Source organism: Streptomyces cylindrosporus (genome assembly GCF_022698165.1).
GTDB classification, from domain to species: domain Bacteria; phylum Actinomycetota; class Actinomycetes; order Streptomycetales; family Streptomycetaceae; genus Streptomyces; species Streptomyces cylindrosporus.
This window is the reverse complement of record NZ_JALDAY010000007.1, coordinates 199,795-217,236: the sequence shown is the minus strand read 5'-3', so window position 1 is coordinate 217,236 and position 17,442 is coordinate 199,795. Positions and strand designations below refer to the sequence as shown.

Sequence of the window (17,442 nt, the reverse complement as noted above, 5' to 3'; positions counted from 1 at the left end):
GATCGCCTCTCACCCCATTCCGGAGGCGGCCAGCACCGCCCGTTGAGTCAGCACCCGCGCCAGGTGCTCCCGGTACTCGGCCGACGCGGACACGTCCTGGGCGGGCCGGGTCCCTTCCGCCGCCGCGTCCGACGCCCGGGCGATGGCCTGCGCGTCCGCGGCGCCGGCCAGGGCCTCCTCGGCCGCGGCGGCCCGCAGCGGGGTCGCGCCCATGTTGGTCAGGCCGACCCGTGCCTCGGCGATCCGCCCGTCGTCGCGCCGCACCAGCGCGGCCACGCCGACGATCGCGTAGGCCTGGGCGACCCGGTGGAACTTCTCGTAGTGGAAGCCCCAGCCGTCCGACTTGGGCACCCGCACCTCGACGAGGAGCTCGTCGGGTTCCAGGGCGGACTGGAGGTAGTCGACGAAGAAGTCCCGGGCGGCGATGGTGCGCCGTCCGTGCGGGCCCTGCGCGATCAGTTCGCCGTTCAGCGCCAGGACGACCGCCGGGAGGTCCCCGGCCGGGTCGGCGTGCGCGAGGGAGCCGCCGAGGGTGCCCCGGTGCCGTACCGCCGGATCCGCGACCGTCGCCGTGGCGGCCGCCAGCAGGCCGGCGTGGCGGCGGACCAGCGGGTCACGGACGACGTCGTGGTGGGTGGTCATCGCGCCGATGGCGAGGGTGTCGCCGTCCTCGCGCACCCCGCGCAGCTCGGGGATGCGGCCGACGTCCACGACCAGTTCGGGGAAGGCGAGCCGCAGCCTCAGCAGCGGCAGCAGGCTCTGCCCGCCGGCGAGCACCTTGGCGTCCTCGCCCTCGCCCGCGTCCGCGAGCGCGCGCACCGCCTCGTCGACGCTGGTCGGCCGGGTGTAGTCGAATGCCGGAGGAATCATGACCGGGCCTCCTTCCCGGACCGGACCGCTCGCCAGACCCGTTCGGGCGTACAGGGCATCCGGATGTCATGGACGCCGAAGGGGCGCAGCGCGTCCACGATCGCGTTGACCACGGCGGGCGTCGACGCGATCGTGCCCGCTTCGCCGACTCCCTTGACCCCCAAGGGGTTCGAGGTGGCCGGCGTCTCCGTCCGCGCGGTCGTGAACTCGGGCAGGTCCACCGCCGACGGCACCAGGTAGTCGGCCATCGTGCCGGAGACCAGGTTGCCCTCGTCGTCGTAGACGGCCTCCTCGTACAGCGCCTGCGCGATGCCCTGCGCCAGACCCCCGTGCACCTGCCCCTCGACGATCATCGGGTTGACGACCTTGCCGACGTCGTCGACGCAGACGTACGACCTGATGCGCGTCTGTCCGGTCTCGGTGTCGACCTCGACCGCGCACAGGTGGGTGCCGTGCGGGTAGGAGAAGTTGTCGGGATCCACCAAGTGCTCGGCGTTGATGGTGGGTTCGAGGCCGTCGGGCAGGTCGTGCGAGGTGAACGTCTCGAAGGCGATCTCCTGGATCGTCTTACGGGCGTCCGGCGAACCCTTCACGGAGAACACGCCGTCCGTGAACTCCAGGTCGTTCTCGCTCGCTTCGAGCAGATGCGCGGCGATCTTCCGCGCCTTGTCGACGACCTTCCGTGCCGCGTGGTGCACGGCCGCCCCGCCCACCACGAGCGAGCGGGAGCCGTAGGTGTCCATGCCCTGCGGGGCCGCCTTGGTGTCGCCGTGCACCACTTCGACGTCCTCGAACGGCACGCCCAGCACATCGGCGGCGATCTGGCTCCAGCAGGTCACGTGCCCCTGCCCGTGCGGGCTGGTGCCGGTGACCACCTCGACCTTGCCGGTCGGCAGCATCCGGATGGTGGCGGCCTCCCAGCCGCCGGCCGCGTACCGCAGATCCCGCAGCACCCGGCTCGGCGCGAGCCCGCACATCTCGGTGTACGTCGACACACCGATCCCGAGCCGCACGGAGTCCCCGCGATGGTTGCGGTCGGCCTGCTCGGCACGGAGTTTGTCGTAGTCGAACAGGGCGAGGGCCTTCTCGGTCGCCGCCTCGTAGTTGCCGCTGTCGTACGTCAGACCCGCGATGGACGTGTACGGGAACTCCTCGTGCCCGATCCAGTTCCGGCGCCGCAACTCCACCGGATCCAGGCCGAGTTCGACGGCCAGCTCGTCCATGATCCGTTCGATGGCGTACGTCGCCTCGGGGCGCCCGGCGCCGCGGTACGCGTCGGTCGGCGTCCGGGTCGTGAAGACGCCGGTGCACGTGAAGTCGTAGGAGTCCATCTTGTAGATCGCCGGGTACATGAAGGCGCCCAGGAGTGGGATGCCCGGGGTGACGAGCATCAGGTAGGCGCCCATGTCGGTGAGCAGGTCGACCTTGAGGCCGAGCAGCCTGCCGTCCCGCATCGCGGCGATCTCGACGTCCTGGATCATGCCGCGGCCGTGGTGGGTGGCGAGGTAGCCCTCGGAGCGGGACTCGGTCCACTTCACCGGTCGGCCGGTCTTCCGGGCGACCGCGAGGGCCAGGGCCTCCTCGCCGTACACCTGGAGCTTGGAGCCGAAGCCGCCGCCCACGTCGGGGGCGATCACCCGGATCTTGTGCTCGGGGATGCCGGTGACCACGGCCATCATCACCCGCACGATGTGCGGGATCTGCGTGGAGGAGTAGAGGGTGTACTCGCCGGACGCGGCGAGCGGGGTGACCCCGACCGCGCGCGGCTCCATCGCGTTCGGGATGAGCCGCTGGTGGTGGTAGCGGCGCTTGACGGTGACCTCGGCCCGCTGCCGTACGGAGTCGAAGTCCTCGCCGGTCCTCAGGGGCCAGACGTAGCTGCGGTTGGTGCCCTTGTCGGAGTGGACCAGCGGGGAGTCCTCCGCGAGCGCGGCCTCCAGGTCGAGGACCGGGGGCAGCGGCTCGTAGTCGACCTCGATGGCCTCCAGGGCGTCGGCGGCCGTGTACCGGTCCCGGGCGACCACGAGCGCCACCGGGTCACCGGCGTACCGCACCTCGTCGACCGCGATCGGCGGATGGTCGGGCAGCACGATGTCCTCGGTCACCGGCCAGGCGCAGGGCAGCGAACCCAGCCCCTCGGCGAGGTCGGCACCGCTGAACGCGGCGATGACGCCCGGACGTTCGCGGGCCGGCGAGACGTCGACGCGGGTGATGCGGGCGTGCGCCATGGGACTGCGCAGGATCGCCATGTGCAGCAGGCCGCCCACGCTGATGTTGTCGGTCCAGTTGGTCTGCCCGGTGATCAGCCGGGCGTCCTCCTTGCGCGGCCGGGCGCGCCCGACCTCCGGTTCCACGGCCTGGTCGGTCATGCCGGGACCTCCTGTTCGGAGGCGGCCTGGACGGCTCGCACGATGTTCTGGTAGCCGGTGCAGCGGCAGAGGTTGCCCTCCAGTCCGTGCCGGATCTCGTCCGCGCTGGGGTGCGGGTTCTCCCGCAGCAGATCGCGTGCGGCCATGAGCATGCCCGGGGTGCAGTAGCCGCACTGCAGGGCGTGCTTCTCGTGGAAGGCCCGCTGCAGAGCCGACAGCTCCCCGTCCTCGGCCAGCCCCTCGACGGTGGTCACCTCACCGCCGTCCGCCTGGACGGCCAGCACGGAGCAGCTCTTGACGCTCACGCCGTCCAGTTCGACCGTGCAGGCCCCGCAGTTCGAGGTGTCGCAGCCGATCGGGGTGCCGGACAGGCCGAGGCGGTCACGCAGGTAGTGGATCAGGAGGAGACGGGGTTCCACTTCGTCCTGGTACGTCGTGCCGTCCACCTTCACCGATATGTGGGTCATGTGCCCTCCAGTGGCCGTACGGGCGGAAAGTGAGGGAAACCAGCGGCCGAACGTGATGTGCGTCACTCTATGACCGCGCACGGGAGGGGGCGAGTAGTCGGGCGGTGTTCGTTGAGCGCTCAAAGAGTGGGCGGGGGGGAATCCTGAAACTTACTCAAGAGTCAGAAGTATTGACGATGTCCGGAGATCGCCGGACTGTAGTGGACATGCCGAATATCCGGGCACGTCTGCTCGTTGTCCTGGTTGTCCTCAGTGGACTGCTGACGGTCGTGGGCGTCTCGCCCGCCTCCGCCGCCACCGTCCCCGACTCCCTCTCCTTCGACGGCACGGCGCTCACCGTCTCGGGCGGCCACTTCATCGACGGCAACGGCCGTGAGGTCGTGCTGCGCGGCTACAACGTCTCCGGCGAGACCAAGCTGGAGGAGAACAGCGGCCTTCCCTTCGCCTCGGTCGCCGACGCGAAGAAGTCGGCCACCGCGCTGCGCGCCCTGGGCGGCGGCAACTCCGTCCGCTTCCTGCTCTCCTGGGCCCACGCCGAACCCGCGCAGGGCCAGGTCGACTCCGCGTATCTGGCCGCCGCCACCGACCAGATCCGCGCCTTCCTCGACGCCGGCATCCGCGTCTACCCCGACTTCCACCAGGACCTCTACTCCCGCTACCTCTTCAACTCCGGCAGCTGGTACACCGGCGACGGCGCCCCCGAGTGGGCGGTGGAGCTGGGCGACTACCCGCAGGAGTCCTGCGGCATCTGCCTGTTCTGGGGGCAGAACATCACCCAGAACGGGGCGGTCACGGCCGCCCAGTACGACTTCTGGCACAACGCCTACGGCCTGCAGGACGCCTTCCTGGCCACCGCCCAGAAGACCATGACGTACATCCGGCAGAACCTGAGCACCGAGGAGTTCACCGGGATCGTCGGCTTCGACCCCTACAACGAGCCGTACGCCGGCACCTACGACTCCGGGCAGACCTCCCGCACCTGGGAGCAGAACCTGCTGTGGCCCTTCTACCAGAAGTTCCGGGCCCGGATGGACGCGGCCGGCTGGCAGGACAAGCCCGCCTTCGTCGAGCCGAACCTCTTCTGGAACGCCAACATCGACTCCCAGAAGCAGGAGGGCGGACTCCTCGACGCCGGCACCCTCGGCTCGCGCTACGTCTTCAACACCCACTTCTACGACCAGAAGGCCATCTCCGGGATCCTGATGTGGGGCAACGCCTCCGACGGGCAGTACTCGACGAACTTCGGCACGATCCGCGACCGTGCCTCGGCCGCGGGGACGACGGCGGTCGTCAGCGAGTTCGGCCATCCGCTGTCCGGGACGGTCGCGGGCAAGGCGCCGACCGTCGACAAGGCGATGTACCAGGCCCTCGACTCCCGTCTGCCGGGCTCCGGTTGGTGGTCGAACCCGTCCGCCTCCGGACCGGTGCTCTCCGGCAACCAGTGGCAGTGGGACATCTACAACGGCCGCCATCACGAGCTGATGAACGACAACCCCGACAAGGTGCAGACCTCCGGCGACGCCTGGAACGACGAGGACCTGTCGGCCGTCAACATGACCGATTCCGGGACGGTGACGCTCCGTCAGGACGCCCGTCTCCTCGACCGTCTCTACCCGAGCGCCACCGCCGGCACGACCCTCGCCTTCACCTACGAGGACCGCTCGCGCGACGGCTCGACCACCCTCACCTGGAACCCGGTGCCGAGCTCCCTGCCCAACGTGTCCCAGCTGGTCGGCTCCGGCCAGTACGGGCTGCTGGTGTGGCGGTCGGGCTCCGGCTCCGCACCCACCGAGCTCCACCTGCCGGCGTCCTTCCCGACCGCGACGACCACGGTGGTCTCCGACCTGGGCACGGTCTACGGACCGCCGTCGTACACCGCCTCCACACCGGTCGCCGCGGCCGTCGAGCCGGGCGGCACGGGCAGCCGCAGGCTGCTGCTGACCGACTCCGACTCGGGCGTCCTGCACTACGCGCTGGTCACCAACGGGGCGACCTCCCCGTCGGCGAGCCTGCTGAGCGCGGCGAAGTCCGAGCTGGCGGCCTGGGCGGCGGCACACTTCTGACCGGGTGACCCGGGCGGGCCGCTGGGCGGTCCCGGGGAAGCGGGCTGCGGTGGGCCGGCGCTGCCAAGGGGGGGCGGGGCTGTGCGCAGCCGACCGGCGACCCGTCGCCGCCCCGCGGCCGAGCCGCTGATCGGCACGGCCGGTGGAGCGCTCAGCTGGGGACCTTCTCCGACACGCCCGCCCGGGACTCCGCCGGGGCGCCGCGGCCCGCGTCGCGCATACGGCCGTACGCGTAGACGCAACCGGCAAGCGCGAGGTCGGACAGCAGCATGAAGCCGATCGAGTACGAGTTCTTGGCGCTGTAGACCGCGCCCATCACCAGGGGCGGGACGAAGCCGCCCAGGCCGCCCATCGCGCCGACGATGCCGGTGACGCTGCCCACCTGCGGCTGTGGTGTGACCCGGGCGACCAGGGCGAACACCGAGCCGCTCGCCGTGCCGAGACCGGCCGCCATCACCAGCAGACAGATCGTCGCGCCGGGCGTCAGGGCCGGGTCGAAGGCCTGGACGATCGCGAGGAGGGACACGACGCCCAGCGCACAGGAGGTGACCACGGCCGGGTGGACGCGGTCGGCGAGCCAGCCGCCGATGGGCCGGAACACCACGGTGACCACCGCGAACCCGGCCGCCTTGGTACCGGCGTCGGTGGGGCTGAGCTCGTACCAGGTCTTCAGGTACGTAGGCAGGTAGACCCCGAACGCGACGATCCCGCCGAAGCCGATGGCGTAGAGCGCGGAGAGCTCCCAGGTCACCCTCAGCCGGCCGGCCTGGGCGAGGCGCTGCGTGAGCGGGGTGGACGGGATCGGGCGGCCGGGGCGGTCGTTGATCAGCAGGGCCGCGAGCACGGCGTAGACCGCGAGGGCGATCGCGAGGACCAGGAAGGGGAGGTTCTCGCTGTGCTTGTACATGCGCGGCGTGAAGTACCCGGACGCGGCCACGCCGCCCATGCCCATGCCGAAGACGCCGAGGGCGGCGCCCCGGTGGGCCGGCGGGAACCAGGCGTTGACGAGGGGGACGCCGATGGCGAAGGTCGTACCGCCGAGGCCGAGGAAGAAGCCGACCACGATGAGGGCGCCGTAGGAGCTCTTCGCCGGGATCAGCAGCAGGACCGGCACGATCGTCAGCGCGCTCAGCAGCGGGAACATCAGGCGGGCGCCGTAGCGGTCGGTGAGGGCGCCGACCGGGATGCGTCCGACCGAGCCGACCAGGACCGGGACGGCGACGAGCAGCGACTGGGCGGAGGAGCTCATGTGCAGGTGCTCGTCGAAGTCGCCGGCCAGGGGGGCGATCAGGTTCCAGGCCCAGAAGGTCAGGCCGAAGCCGAGGGTCGCCATCACCAGGTTGCGCCAGGCCGCGGCGGGCGGCCGGTCCGTCGCGGGCGACAGATCGCTGATGGGGCCGGTCATGGGCACGCTCCCAGCTACGCCGTGCGGGCACCCGTGGCCGACGGCGGCGCGGGCGCATCCGATCCCCCGACAATCGATCCCATGATCGGCGGTGACCGGTGCGCCCGCATCTCGGAGCGTGCGGTGGCGGCTCAGCCGGTGGCCGGCCCCGTCCAGTCCGCCTGCACATGCCCCAGCCGCACCCGCTGCGGATGGTCGCCGACCGGCACGGACGTGACCTTCTGGCCCGTCGCGAAGTCGATGGCCGTGACCTGGTCGGCGCCGCTCTCGGAGATGATGCAGTCCTTGCCGTCGCCGCTGACTGTGGCCCAGTAGGGCTTGGAGGCGGTGACCAGGGGACCCTCCTGGAGCGTGGAGCGGTCGACGACGGTCGCGTAGTCGTCCATCGTCCCGGCGACACAGAGCTTGGTGCCGGCCGGGTTCATCGAAATGCCGTGGTGGCGCGAGTCGTTGACCCAGGTGGTGCGGTCCTCGCTGGTCGCCGGGTTCTTCGGCAGCGTCTTCATCCGGGTGATCTTGTCGGTGGCGACGTCGTACTCCAGGAAGCCGTTGAAGAAGGACACCTGGAAGTAGAGCTTCGACTCGTCGGGCGAGAAGACGGCTGGGCGGACGGCGTCGGAGAAGTCCTTGAGCCCGAAGGCGTCGAGCCGGTCCCGCATGTCGATGATCTTCACTTGCTTGTACGTCGTCGCGTCCACGACGGTGATGTGCCGGTCGCCCTTGGTCCAGTCCCAGGCCGGGTCGTCGAGGGAGGTGTTGACGTCCCCGATCGCCATGTTCCAGATGTACTTGCCGTCCTTGGTGAAGATGTTCTCGTGCGGCTTGTCGCCCGTCGCGAACGAGCCGAGCTGCTTTCCGGTGTTGATGTCCAGCACGTGCACGGTGTTCGCGGTCGAGGCGGAGACCGCGACGCGGGTGCCGTCGGGGGAGACCGCCATGTGGTCGGAGCGGTAACCCGACACCGGGAAGCGCCAGTTGATGGCGCCGGTGGCGAGGTCGATCGACACGACGTCGGCGAAGCTCGGCCGGGAGACGACCACCGACTTGCCGTCCGGCGTGGAGTACATGTCGTCGACGAACTGGTCGTGGCCCTCGCCGACGCCGTTGCGGATCGCCATGAAGTAGATCCACTTGATCGGGTCGGCGTTGATCTCCGCCATCCGCTGGTCCTTGTCCGGGATGACGTTGAGCCGGCCGACCTTGGCGAAGTCGCCGGACGACTTGATGACGTCCGCGGTGCCGTCCCAGTTGTTGCCGACGAACAGCACCTCGCGCAGGTCGGCGGCGGAGGAGTCGGCGGCGGTGGCGGCGGTCGCGGGCGCGGCGATGGTCAGGACGAGGGCGGCGGCTACGGAGCAAAGGTGCCTGGTTCTGAAGGCAGGCATGGCTGCTCTCTCCTCTGGGTGCGGCGGGTGACGGGGGCATGCCAAGCAGGCGCTCGGCGTGAAGGGCTGGTGTGAAGGCCGGCGTGAAGGGCTGGGCAAGAATCTGAAAAGAGGCTCCTTCAGATTCTTACTTACTGGAAAGTAAGGAAGAGGCGTCCTTCTCCACAAGACTGCGTACACGACAAAATTGGGGATCGGGCGACAAAGGAGGGTCCGTGACGGGGAGGCTCAAGGCGCCGACGGGGCGGTACGGAGGCAAGTCCGCCGCTCAGCGGCAGGCCGAGCGGCGCAGCAGGTTCCTGGCCGCCGCGCTGGAGCTGTTCGGCGCCGACCCCGGCTACCGGGCCACCACGGTCGCCGCGCTCAGCGAGGCGGCGGGGTTGTCGACCCGTCAGTTCTACGAGGAGTTCCGCACGCTTGAGGACGTGCTCGCCGCGCTGCACCTCCAGGTCAACGACTGGGCCGAGGAGGCGGTGCTGACCGCGTTCGCCGAGGCGGAGGGCCGCCCGCTCGCCGAACGGGTGACGGCGATCTTCCGCGCGTACGCGGCGAACGTCACGGGCGACCCGCGCCGCATCCGCATCACCTTCGTCGAGATCATCGGCGTCAGCCCCCGCCTGGAGGAACAGCGCCTGGCCCGCCGGGCCCGCTGGGTCGACCTCATCTGCGCGGAGGCCGAGGCGGCCGCGGCCCGCGGCGAGGCGGCCCGCCGCGACTACCGCATCGCGGCGACGGCCTTCATCGGCAGCGTCAACGGCCTGCTCCACGACTGGAGCGCGGGGTGGGTGGAGGCGACGCTGGACGAGGTGGTGGACGAACTGGTCCGGCAGTTGCTGGGGATTCTGCGGCCGGCGGGGTGGGAGCCGGGACGGAGCGCGCTGCCGTCGGCGGCGCCCTGAAGGTGTGCGGGGAGCCGCGCCTTGAACGGGCTTCACGTCCCCGCCCGTCGCACCGCCTCCAGCACCGGTCCCGCCCCGTCCTCCGCCCGAACCCGCGTCCCCAGCTCGGCCGCGCGTCGCGCGAACGCCGGATCGCGGGTCGCCCGCATCAGCGCGGCGCCCAGGGCGTCGGCCGTCAGGCGGCGCAGTGGCAGGGCGCGTGGGGCCACGCCGAGACTCACCAGGCGGCCCGCCCAGAAGCCCTCGTCGAACTGGATCGGCACCGGCACGGCCGGCACCCCTGCCCGCAGTCCCGCCGCCGTCGTGCCGGCGCCCGCGTGGTGGACCACCGCGGCCATGCGCGGGAACAGCGCCGAGTGCGGGACCTCGTCGATGGTGAGCATGTCGTCGCCGGAGGCCTCCAGGTCGGCCCAGCCGCGCTGGATCACACCCCGCAGCCCGGCCCGGCGCAGGGCGCGTACGACGGCCGCGCTCAGTCGCGCCGGGTCCGGCACGGTCGCGCTGCCCAGGCCGACGTACACCGGAGGCGGGCCCGCGTCGAGGAAGTCCCGTAGCCGCGGCGGGAGGTGGGCCTCGCCGTCGTACGGCCACCAGTAGCCCGTCACCGTCAGGCCCGGCCGCCAGTCGGACGGGCGGGGGACCACGAGGGGGCTGAAGCCGTGCAGGACCGGTCGCCGCCGCCGTTCCCGGGTCCGCCAGGCCGCCGTGGTCCGTACGCGGGGCAGCCCGAGACGTTCCCGTAGCTCGGGCAGGGCGCCGGCGAAGACCAGCTCCACCGCCAGGCCCACGCCGTGCCCGGCGACCCGGTTGCCCGCGGCTCCCAGCGAGTGGACGCCGAGCATCGGCGGGCCGAACTCCCTTGTGGGAGCCAAGGGTTGGAGCGGCACGTCCAGACAGGGCAGCGACAGGCCCTCGGCGATGGTGTGGCCCAGTGGACCCACCGAACCGGACAGCAGCAGCATGTCGCTCCTGCGGGCGGCCGCCAGCAGGTCGTCCGTCATGCGTCCCGCCAGGGCCCGCGCCATCGCGACCACCCGCACCAGCTTGCCCACGCCGGTCCCGCTGCGATGCAGTCCGCGCCCGCGCGAGGACTCCAGCTCGGCCCGCGGGTCCACCGGCAGCGGGTGGAAGCGCACCCCCGACCCGGCGACCAGGGGTTCGAACCGGGCATGCGTCACCAGGGTGACCTCGTGCCCGGCACGGGAGAGCCGGTGGCCCAGTCCGGTGTACGGGGCCACGTCGCCCCGCGAGCCCGCCGTCATGATCGCTACGCGCACGACGGCCAGTATGGCGCCGGAAAGCGCCGCGCGACGAGAACGACCCGTCCACGAAGGCCACTTCACCCCTGTCACATCCGTTGACTTCCCTCTCCCGATGGCTCTACTTTCGGCCCGCGATATGTTCGGTTCACCGATCCTTGTTCGGTATATCGAATAATTCGCCAGCCGCCTTTGTCCGTCCGGGAGTTCCCCCGCCCGAAGGAGCCGCATGTACCCCCCGCCGCGCACCACCCGCAGAGGTCTCGTACGACACCTCAGAGCCACCGCCGTACGCCTTGTGGTCCTCGCCCTGACCGCAGCCGCCGCGCTTCTGTTCGCCGCGCCAAGCCCGGCGCAGGCGGCGACGAGCCGTCAGATAGCCGTGCCCACCGCCCCGATGGGCTGGGCCTCCTGGAACAGCTTCGCCGCCAAGATCGACTACAGCGTCATCAAGCAGCAGGTCGACGCGTTCGTGGCCGCGGGCCTGCCGGCGGCCGGCTACAAGTACATCAACATCGACGAGGGCTGGTGGCAGGGCACCCGGGACAGCGACGGAAACATCACCGTCGACGAGTCCGAGTGGCCGGGCGGCATGAGCGCCATCGCCGACTACATCCACAGCAAGGGCCTCAAGGCCGGCATCTACACCGACGCCGGCAAGAACGGCTGCGGCTACTACTACCCGACCGGCCGCCCCGCCGCCGCCAACACCGGCAGCGAGGGCCACTACGACCAGGACATGCTCCAGTTCTCCGAATGGGGCTTCGACTTCGTGAAGGTCGACTGGTGCGGCGGTGACGTGGAGGGGCTGGACGCGGCGACGACGTACCAGTCGATCAGCGACTCGGTCGCGAAGGCGACGGCCGCCACCGGCCGTCCGCTCACCCTCTCGATCTGCAACTGGGGCAAGCAGAACCCCTGGAACTGGGCGCCGGGCCAGGCCCCGATGTGGCGGACCAGCACCGACATCATCTACTACGGCAACTCGCCGTCGATGACGAATCTGCTCTCCAACTTCGACCAGACCCTGCACCCCCTGGCGCAGCACACCGGCTACTACAACGACCCGGACATGCTGATGGTCGGCATGGACGGCTTCACCGCCGCCCAGAACCGCACCCACATGAACCTGTGGGCGATCTCCGGCGCACCCCTCCTCGCGGGCAACAACCTCGCCACGATGACGACGGAGACCGCCGACATCCTCAAGAACCCCGAGGTCGTCGCCGTGGACCAGGACGCCCGTGGACTGCAGGGCGTCAAGGTCGCCGAGGACACGACCGGGCTTCAGGTCTACGGCAAGGTCCTGTCCGGCAGCGGCAACCGCGCCGTCGTCCTGCTCAACCGCACCTCCTCCGCGCAGAACATCACCGTGCGCTGGTCGGACCTGGGCCTGACGAACGCCTCCGCGACCGTCCGTGACCTGTGGGCCCGTGCCAACATCGGCTCCTACGGCACGAGTTACACCACGAGCGTCCCGGCGGGCGGCTCGGTGATGCTCTCCGTCACCGGCGGCACGGAGGCGTCGAGCAGCACCTACACGGGCACGTCGAGCTTCTCCGGCGTGGTGGCCGGCAACACCGGTGTGAAGGTCGTCGACGTCGCCTACACCAACAACACGTCCGCCGCCCGCACCGCCACCCTCAAGGTCAACGGCCAGGGCACGACGACCGTCTCCTTCCCGCCGACCGGCTCCTCGCAGGGCACGATCTCGGTGATGGTCGGCCTGGCCAAGGGCTCCTCGAACACGCTGACCTTCTCGGGCGCGCCGACCCTCGCCGACATCACGGTCCGCCCGCTGGCCGGCGCCAACGGCAACCAGGTCGTCGGCAGCCAGTCGAGCCGCTGCCTGGACGTCTACAACAACACCATCACCAACGGCACCCAGGCCGAGCTGTGGGACTGCAACGGCGGCCAGAACCAGGCGTGGACGTACACGTCCCGCAAGGAGCTCGTGGTGTACGGCAACAAGTGCCTGGACGCCTACAACCAGGGCACGACCAACGGCACCAAGGTCGTGATCTGGGACTGCAACGGCCAGAACAACCAGAAGTGGAACGTCAACAGCGACGGCACGATCACCAACGTCAACGCCGGGCTCTGCCTGGACGCGTACAACAACGGCACGGCCAACGGCACGCTCCTCGACCTGTGGACCTGCAACGGCCAGACCAACCAGAAGTGGACCCTGAACTAGCACTCTCGGTTCGGCCCGCCCGGGTCCCGGGCGGGCCGAACACCGCGAGGTGCGTGCTACCGCAGCGGCAGGACCACCACTCCCACGGCCACGCAAATGGCCAGTCCCAGCAGGCCGAGCGCCAGCGTCCGCTCACGGAGTCTTCGGTACGTCGCCTCGTACTCGGCGCGCAGTTCCCGGCCCCGCGTGGCGGTGTGCTCCCAGGAGGCGCGGGCGAGTGCGAGGTACTCCGCCTGGAAACGGCGCTCCACCTCGGCCCGCTGACCCTCCGTGAGCCAGTCGAGCGGGGCGGTGAAACGGTGGGCGGCCGCCCGGCTCTCGTCGCGGGCCGAGGCGAGGAGCAGATGGCCCTCGATGTCGTTGAGGAAGGCCTCCGTGTCGACGGGGTGTTCGTCCATGGCGGTCACAGCGACGTCAACTCCCTTTCAGCCGAGGCGGGTTCGGGGTGGTGGAGGTCGAAGGCCGGGGACTCGCTGCGGATGCGGGGGAGGGTGGTGAAGTTGTGGCGCGGGGGTGGGCAGGATGTCGCCCATTCCAGGGAGCGGCCGTAGCCCCAGGGGTCGTCGGCCTCGACCCGTTCGCCGTACCTGGCCGTCTTCCAGACGTTGTAGAAGAAGGGGAGCAGGGACGATCCCAGCAGGAACGAGAAGAGCGTCGAGACCGTGTTGAGCGTGGTGAACCCTTCGGCCGCCAGATAGTCGGGGATCCGGCGCTGCATGCCCTGGGCGCCCAGCCAGTGCTGGACCAGGAACGTGCCGTGGAAGCCGACGAACAGCGTCCAGAAAGTGATCTTGCCGAGGCGTTCGTCCAGCATCCTGCCGGTGAACTTGGGCCACCAGAAGTGGAATCCGGAGAACATCGCGAAGACGACCGTGCCGAAGACGACGTAGTGGAAGTGCGCGACCACGAAGTACGAGTCCGAGACGTGGAAGTCGACCGGCGGGGACGCGAGCATCACACCGGTCAGGCCGCCGAAGACGAACGTCACCAGGAAGCCCGTGGCCCACAGCATGGGCGTCTCGAACGACAGCGAGCCCCGCCACATCGTGCCGATCCAGTTGAAGAACTTCACCCCGGTCGGCACCGCGATCAGGAAGGTCATGAAGGAGAAGAAGGGGAGCAGGACGCCACCGGTGACGTACATGTGGTGCGCCCACACCGTCACCGAGAGGCCGGCGATCGCGATGGTCGCGCCGATCAGGCCCATGTAGCCGAACATCGGTTTGCGCGAGAAGACCGGGACGACCTCGCTGATGATGCCGAAGAACGGCAGGGCGATGATGTACACCTCGGGGTGGCCGAAGAACCAGAAGAGGTGTTGCCACAGCAGCGCTCCGCCGTTGGCCGCGTCGAAGACGTGCGCCCCGAACTTGCGGTCCGCCTCCAGGGCGAACAGCGCCGCCGCCAGAACCGGGAAGGCGAGCAGGACGAGCACCGCCGTGAGCAGGACGTTCCACACGAAGATCGGCATGCGGAACATGGTCATGCCCGGCGCGCGCATGCAGATGATCGTGGTGATGAAGTTGACCGCACCGAGGATGGTGCCGAAGCCGGAGAAGGCCAGACCCATGATCCACATGTCGGCGCCGACGCCCGGCGAGCGGATCGCGTCCGACAGCGGGGCGTACGCGAACCAGCCGAAGTCGGCCGCACCCTGCGGGGTGAGGAAGCCGCCGACCGCGATGGTGGAGCCGAGCAGGTAGAGCCAGTACGCCAGCATGTTCAGCCGCGGGAACGCCACGTCCGGCGCGCCGATCTGGAGCGGCATGATCCAGTTCGCGAAACCCGCGAACAGCGGCGTCGCGAACATCAGCAGCATGATCGTGCCGTGCATCGTGAACGCCTGGTTGAACTGCTCGTTCGACATGATCTGCAGGCCAGGGCGGGCCAGTTCGGCACGCATGAACAGGGCCATCACGCCACCGAGGCAGAAGAACGAGAACGCCGTGACCAGATACAGCGTTCCGATCGTCTTGTGGTCCGTGGTCGTGAGCCACTTGAGGTTCCTCATGCCCCGCCTGTGTCCGGACCGGTCGAGGCGGTCACACTCGACCGGTGCGACGAGCGTCACGCAGAAGGGTGTGACGATCCGGAAGGTGCCGGACATGAACGGGACATGAGCAACGACGAGATCTTCGCCGCTGCCTATCGCGAGCACTACTGGGCGGTCAGCCGCTATGTCGCGCGGCGACTGGACGGGCGGACCAGCGAGGTGGAGGAAGTGGTGGCGGAGGTGTTCACGGTCGCCTGGCGCCGCCGGGCCGACCTGCCGGGAGCCCCGCTGCCCTGGCTTTACGGCGTGGCACGCAACTGCCTGGCCAACGCGGTGCGCGGATACGGACGGCGGCGCCGGCTGATGGACCGGCTGGGCAACGACGAGACCGCGCACGGCCGGCAGGTCGTGGTGGGCCCCGACACCGAGGCGCCCGGCGCCTGGGTGCACGAGGCGCTGGCCCGGCTCTCCGAGGCCGACCAGGAGGTGCTGCGCCTGACGGCCTGGGAGGAACTCGGCGTCGACGAGGTCGCCGTCGCGCTCGGCTGCGGCAGGCGGGCCGCGGCGATGCGGCTGCACCGGGCGCGGCGCCGGCTGAGAGCCGAGATCGACCGCCTGCGCCCCACCCCGACGACCGGTGCGACAGCCACGAAGGAGCACCACCATGGCTGACGAACTCGAACTCCTGCGCCGCGCCGACCCGATGCCGGTCGACGGCCCGCACTACGGCGACGGGCCCCTGGACCACAACGCCGAACGGCGCCTCGCAGAACTGTTGGGCCGGCGGCCCGCCGCTCGGCGGACCTGGCTGCGCCGCACGGCCGCCGGTCACCGCGCACGGCTCGCCTGGGGTCTCGTCGCCGCGGCCGTCGTCACCGCCGTCACCCTGGCCCTCGTCGTCAGCGGTCCCGGCACGCCGCCCGCGGTGGCCGCACCCCGCCCGCTGGTCGTGCGGGCCGACTCCACCCCCGTACCCCTGAAGGTTCTGGCGGAGCGGGCCGCGGCTGCCGCGGACGGCGGGGTGCCGGAGCTGCGCAAGGGCACGCATGTGCAGTCCTGGAGCATGGGCATGAGCGACGACGAACCGCCGGTCACCCTCCCGGAGGAGCGGGTCGTGCGCTGGAAGGCGGACGGCAGCCACACCGAGCTCGTGGTGGCCACCGATCCGCGGCACCCGGGCCGGCCGGTCCTGCGCGACGACGGCGGCGATCCCCACCTGGTCGAGGACGGCCACGTCATCAGCCGGCAGACCTACCCGCCGAGCTGGAGCGACGCGCCGCCCGAGTCCCCGCCGCCGCACGACGTGGCCCGACTGCGCGCCTACCTTGAGGAGGCGGCGTCCCTCCGGACCGCGCCGGACACCGGTGAACTCCTCGACGCCGTCGACGTGTTGCTCGACCACTGGACCCTCGGCGCCCGCGAGTCCGCGACGCTCGCCCGGCTGCTGGCCGGCGCCGAAGGGCTGCGGCCGGTCGGCCAGGTGACCGACCGGCTCGGCAGGCGCGGGCAGGCGTATGTGTACGAGGGGTCCGGTACCCGCCGGATGCTGATCATGGACCCGGCGACCGGTGCCGTGCTCGGCCTGGAGACCACGTTCACGAAGGCCGATCCCGAGTACGGCGTGCGGGCCGGCGACGTCATGGACTACAGCGCCTGGATGCGCTGATCACACCCCGAGCTGCCGGGCGGCGGCGTCCACGGTCTGCTCCAGCAGTGTGGCGATCGTCATCGGACCGACGCCGCCCGGCACCGGCGTGATCAGGCTCGCCCGCTCCACGGCCGAGTCGAAGTCGACGTCGCCGACGTTGCCCGGGTTGTAGCCGGCGTCGATCACGACCGCGCCAGGCTTGATGTCCTCGCCGCGGATCAGGCGGGGCCGGCCGACCGCGGCGACCACGATGTCCGCCTCCCGCACCACCGACGACAGGTCCCGGGTGCGCGAGTGGCAGTAGGTCACCGTGGCGTCGCGGGCGAGCAGCAGCATCCCGGCCGGCTTGCCGAGGATGGCGCTGCGGCCGACGACCACCGCCCGCTTCCCGGCCGGGTCGACGGCGTACTCGTCGAGCAGCCGCACGATGCCGCCGGGAGTGCACGACACGAAGCCCGGCAGGCCGAAGCTCATCGTCGCGAACGAGGCGAAGGTGACGCCGTCGACGTCCTTCTCGGGCGCGATCGCCTCGAACGCGGCCCGCTCGTCGATGTGCTCGCCCATCGGGTGCTGGAGCAGGATGCCGTGCACGGTGGGGTCGTCCGACAACTCGCGCAGGGTGGCGACGAGTTGTGCGGTGGTCGTGGCCGCGGGCAGGGCCACGTGGCGGGACTCGATGCCGGCCTTGCGGCAGCGGTTCTGCTTCATGCGGACGTAGGTGACGGAGGCGGGGTCCTCGCCGACCAGCACGGTCGCGAGACAGGGCGCCGTGCCGGTGCGGTCGGTGAGGTCGGCCGCCTTCTTCGCGGTGGCCTCGACGATGCGCCGGGCGAGCACGGTGCCGTCCATGAGACGGGCCTGGGGCATGATCCACTCCTGGGCTGGTG

Annotated in this window: 14 protein-coding genes; 5 read left to right on the top strand and 9 right to left on the bottom strand. The window is 70.6% G+C overall.

The genetic code is table 11. The features are described 5' to 3' along the window. Window positions 1-9: 9 nt before the first annotated feature. Genes MQP27_RS23630 through MQP27_RS23620 form a run of 3 tightly spaced genes read right to left on the bottom strand, consistent with a single transcriptional unit; the run spans window position 10 to window position 3,706 of the window. A complete protein-coding gene (locus MQP27_RS23630; RefSeq protein WP_242767343.1) occupies window positions 10-870 on the bottom strand; it encodes an FAD binding domain-containing protein in 861 nt (286 codons plus the stop codon). Further along, window positions 867-3,239: a xanthine dehydrogenase family protein molybdopterin-binding subunit gene (locus MQP27_RS23625; protein ID WP_242767342.1), complete on the bottom strand. Its 2,373-nt coding sequence runs from the start codon at window positions 3,237-3,239 to the stop codon at window positions 867-869. The genes MQP27_RS23630 and MQP27_RS23625 overlap by 4 nt, the downstream gene beginning before the upstream one ends. Continuing rightward, complete coding sequence (locus MQP27_RS23620) at window positions 3,236-3,706, bottom strand: (2Fe-2S)-binding protein (RefSeq protein WP_242767341.1); 471 nt, start codon at window positions 3,704-3,706, stop codon at window positions 3,236-3,238. The genes MQP27_RS23625 and MQP27_RS23620 overlap by 4 nt, the downstream gene beginning before the upstream one ends. 206 nt (window positions 3,707-3,912) lie before the next feature. Here MQP27_RS23620 and MQP27_RS23615 point away from each other — a divergent pair, with 206 nt between their 5' ends. Then, entirely contained in the window at window positions 3,913-5,769 is a 1,857-nt protein-coding gene (locus MQP27_RS23615; RefSeq protein WP_242767340.1) for a cellulase family glycosylhydrolase, read from the top strand. Window positions 5,770-5,920: 151 nt separating this feature from the next. Here MQP27_RS23615 and MQP27_RS23610 read toward each other — a convergent pair whose 3' ends face one another. After that, complete coding sequence (locus MQP27_RS23610; protein WP_242767339.1) at window positions 5,921-7,174, bottom strand: MFS transporter; 1,254 nt, start codon at window positions 7,172-7,174, stop codon at window positions 5,921-5,923. Window positions 7,175-7,305: 131 nt separating this feature from the next. After that, window positions 7,306-8,559 carry a YncE family protein gene (locus MQP27_RS23605; RefSeq protein WP_242767338.1) on the bottom strand — a complete coding sequence of 418 codons (1,254 nt, stop codon included), beginning with the start codon at window positions 8,557-8,559 and terminating at the stop codon, window positions 7,306-7,308. 215 nt (window positions 8,560-8,774) lie between these two features. Here MQP27_RS23605 and MQP27_RS23600 point away from each other — a divergent pair, with 215 nt between their 5' ends. Further along, on the top strand, window positions 8,775-9,458 hold the full coding sequence (locus MQP27_RS23600) for a TetR/AcrR family transcriptional regulator (RefSeq protein ID WP_242767337.1): 684 nt from the start codon (window positions 8,775-8,777) through the stop codon (window positions 9,456-9,458). 32 nt (window positions 9,459-9,490) lie between these two features. Here MQP27_RS23600 and MQP27_RS23595 read toward each other — a convergent pair whose 3' ends face one another. After that, a complete protein-coding gene (locus MQP27_RS23595) occupies window positions 9,491-10,720 on the bottom strand; it encodes a glycosyltransferase (protein WP_242767796.1) in 1,230 nt (409 codons plus the stop codon). A gap of 226 nt (window positions 10,721-10,946) precedes the next feature. Between MQP27_RS23595 and MQP27_RS23590 the strand changes: the two genes are divergently transcribed. Beyond that, window positions 10,947-12,914, top strand: a complete 1,968-nt coding sequence (locus MQP27_RS23590) for an RICIN domain-containing protein (protein WP_242767336.1) — start codon at window positions 10,947-10,949, stop codon at window positions 12,912-12,914. Between the two features lie 56 nt (window positions 12,915-12,970). Here MQP27_RS23590 and MQP27_RS23585 read toward each other — a convergent pair whose 3' ends face one another. Both MQP27_RS23585 and ctaD read right to left on the bottom strand, forming a co-directional pair. Beyond that, window positions 12,971-13,312: a hypothetical protein gene (locus tag MQP27_RS23585; RefSeq protein WP_242767794.1), complete on the bottom strand. Its 342-nt coding sequence runs from the start codon at window positions 13,310-13,312 to the stop codon at window positions 12,971-12,973. A 5-nt stretch (window positions 13,313-13,317) separates the two neighbouring features. Continuing rightward, the gene (gene ctaD / locus MQP27_RS23580) at window positions 13,318-14,925 is read right to left on the bottom strand and encodes an aa3-type cytochrome oxidase subunit I (protein WP_242767335.1); all 1,608 of its coding nucleotides are present in this window, start codon (window positions 14,923-14,925) and stop codon (window positions 13,318-13,320) included. 105 nt (window positions 14,926-15,030) lie between these two features. Here ctaD and MQP27_RS23575 point away from each other — a divergent pair, with 105 nt between their 5' ends. Both MQP27_RS23575 and MQP27_RS23570 read left to right on the top strand, forming a co-directional pair. Continuing rightward, window positions 15,031-15,579, top strand: coding sequence for an RNA polymerase sigma factor (locus tag MQP27_RS23575; RefSeq protein ID WP_242767334.1), 549 nt, complete (start codon window positions 15,031-15,033; stop codon window positions 15,577-15,579). Beyond that, window positions 15,572-16,573, top strand: a complete 1,002-nt coding sequence (locus MQP27_RS23570; RefSeq protein WP_242767333.1) for a CU044_5270 family protein — start codon at window positions 15,572-15,574, stop codon at window positions 16,571-16,573. Before MQP27_RS23575 ends, MQP27_RS23570 begins: the two co-directional genes overlap by 8 nt. Here MQP27_RS23570 and MQP27_RS23565 read toward each other — a convergent pair whose 3' ends face one another. Then, window positions 16,574-17,422, bottom strand: coding sequence for a bifunctional 5,10-methylenetetrahydrofolate dehydrogenase/5,10-methenyltetrahydrofolate cyclohydrolase (locus tag MQP27_RS23565; RefSeq protein ID WP_242767332.1), 849 nt, complete (start codon window positions 17,420-17,422; stop codon window positions 16,574-16,576). Window positions 17,423-17,442: the final 20 nt, after the last annotated feature.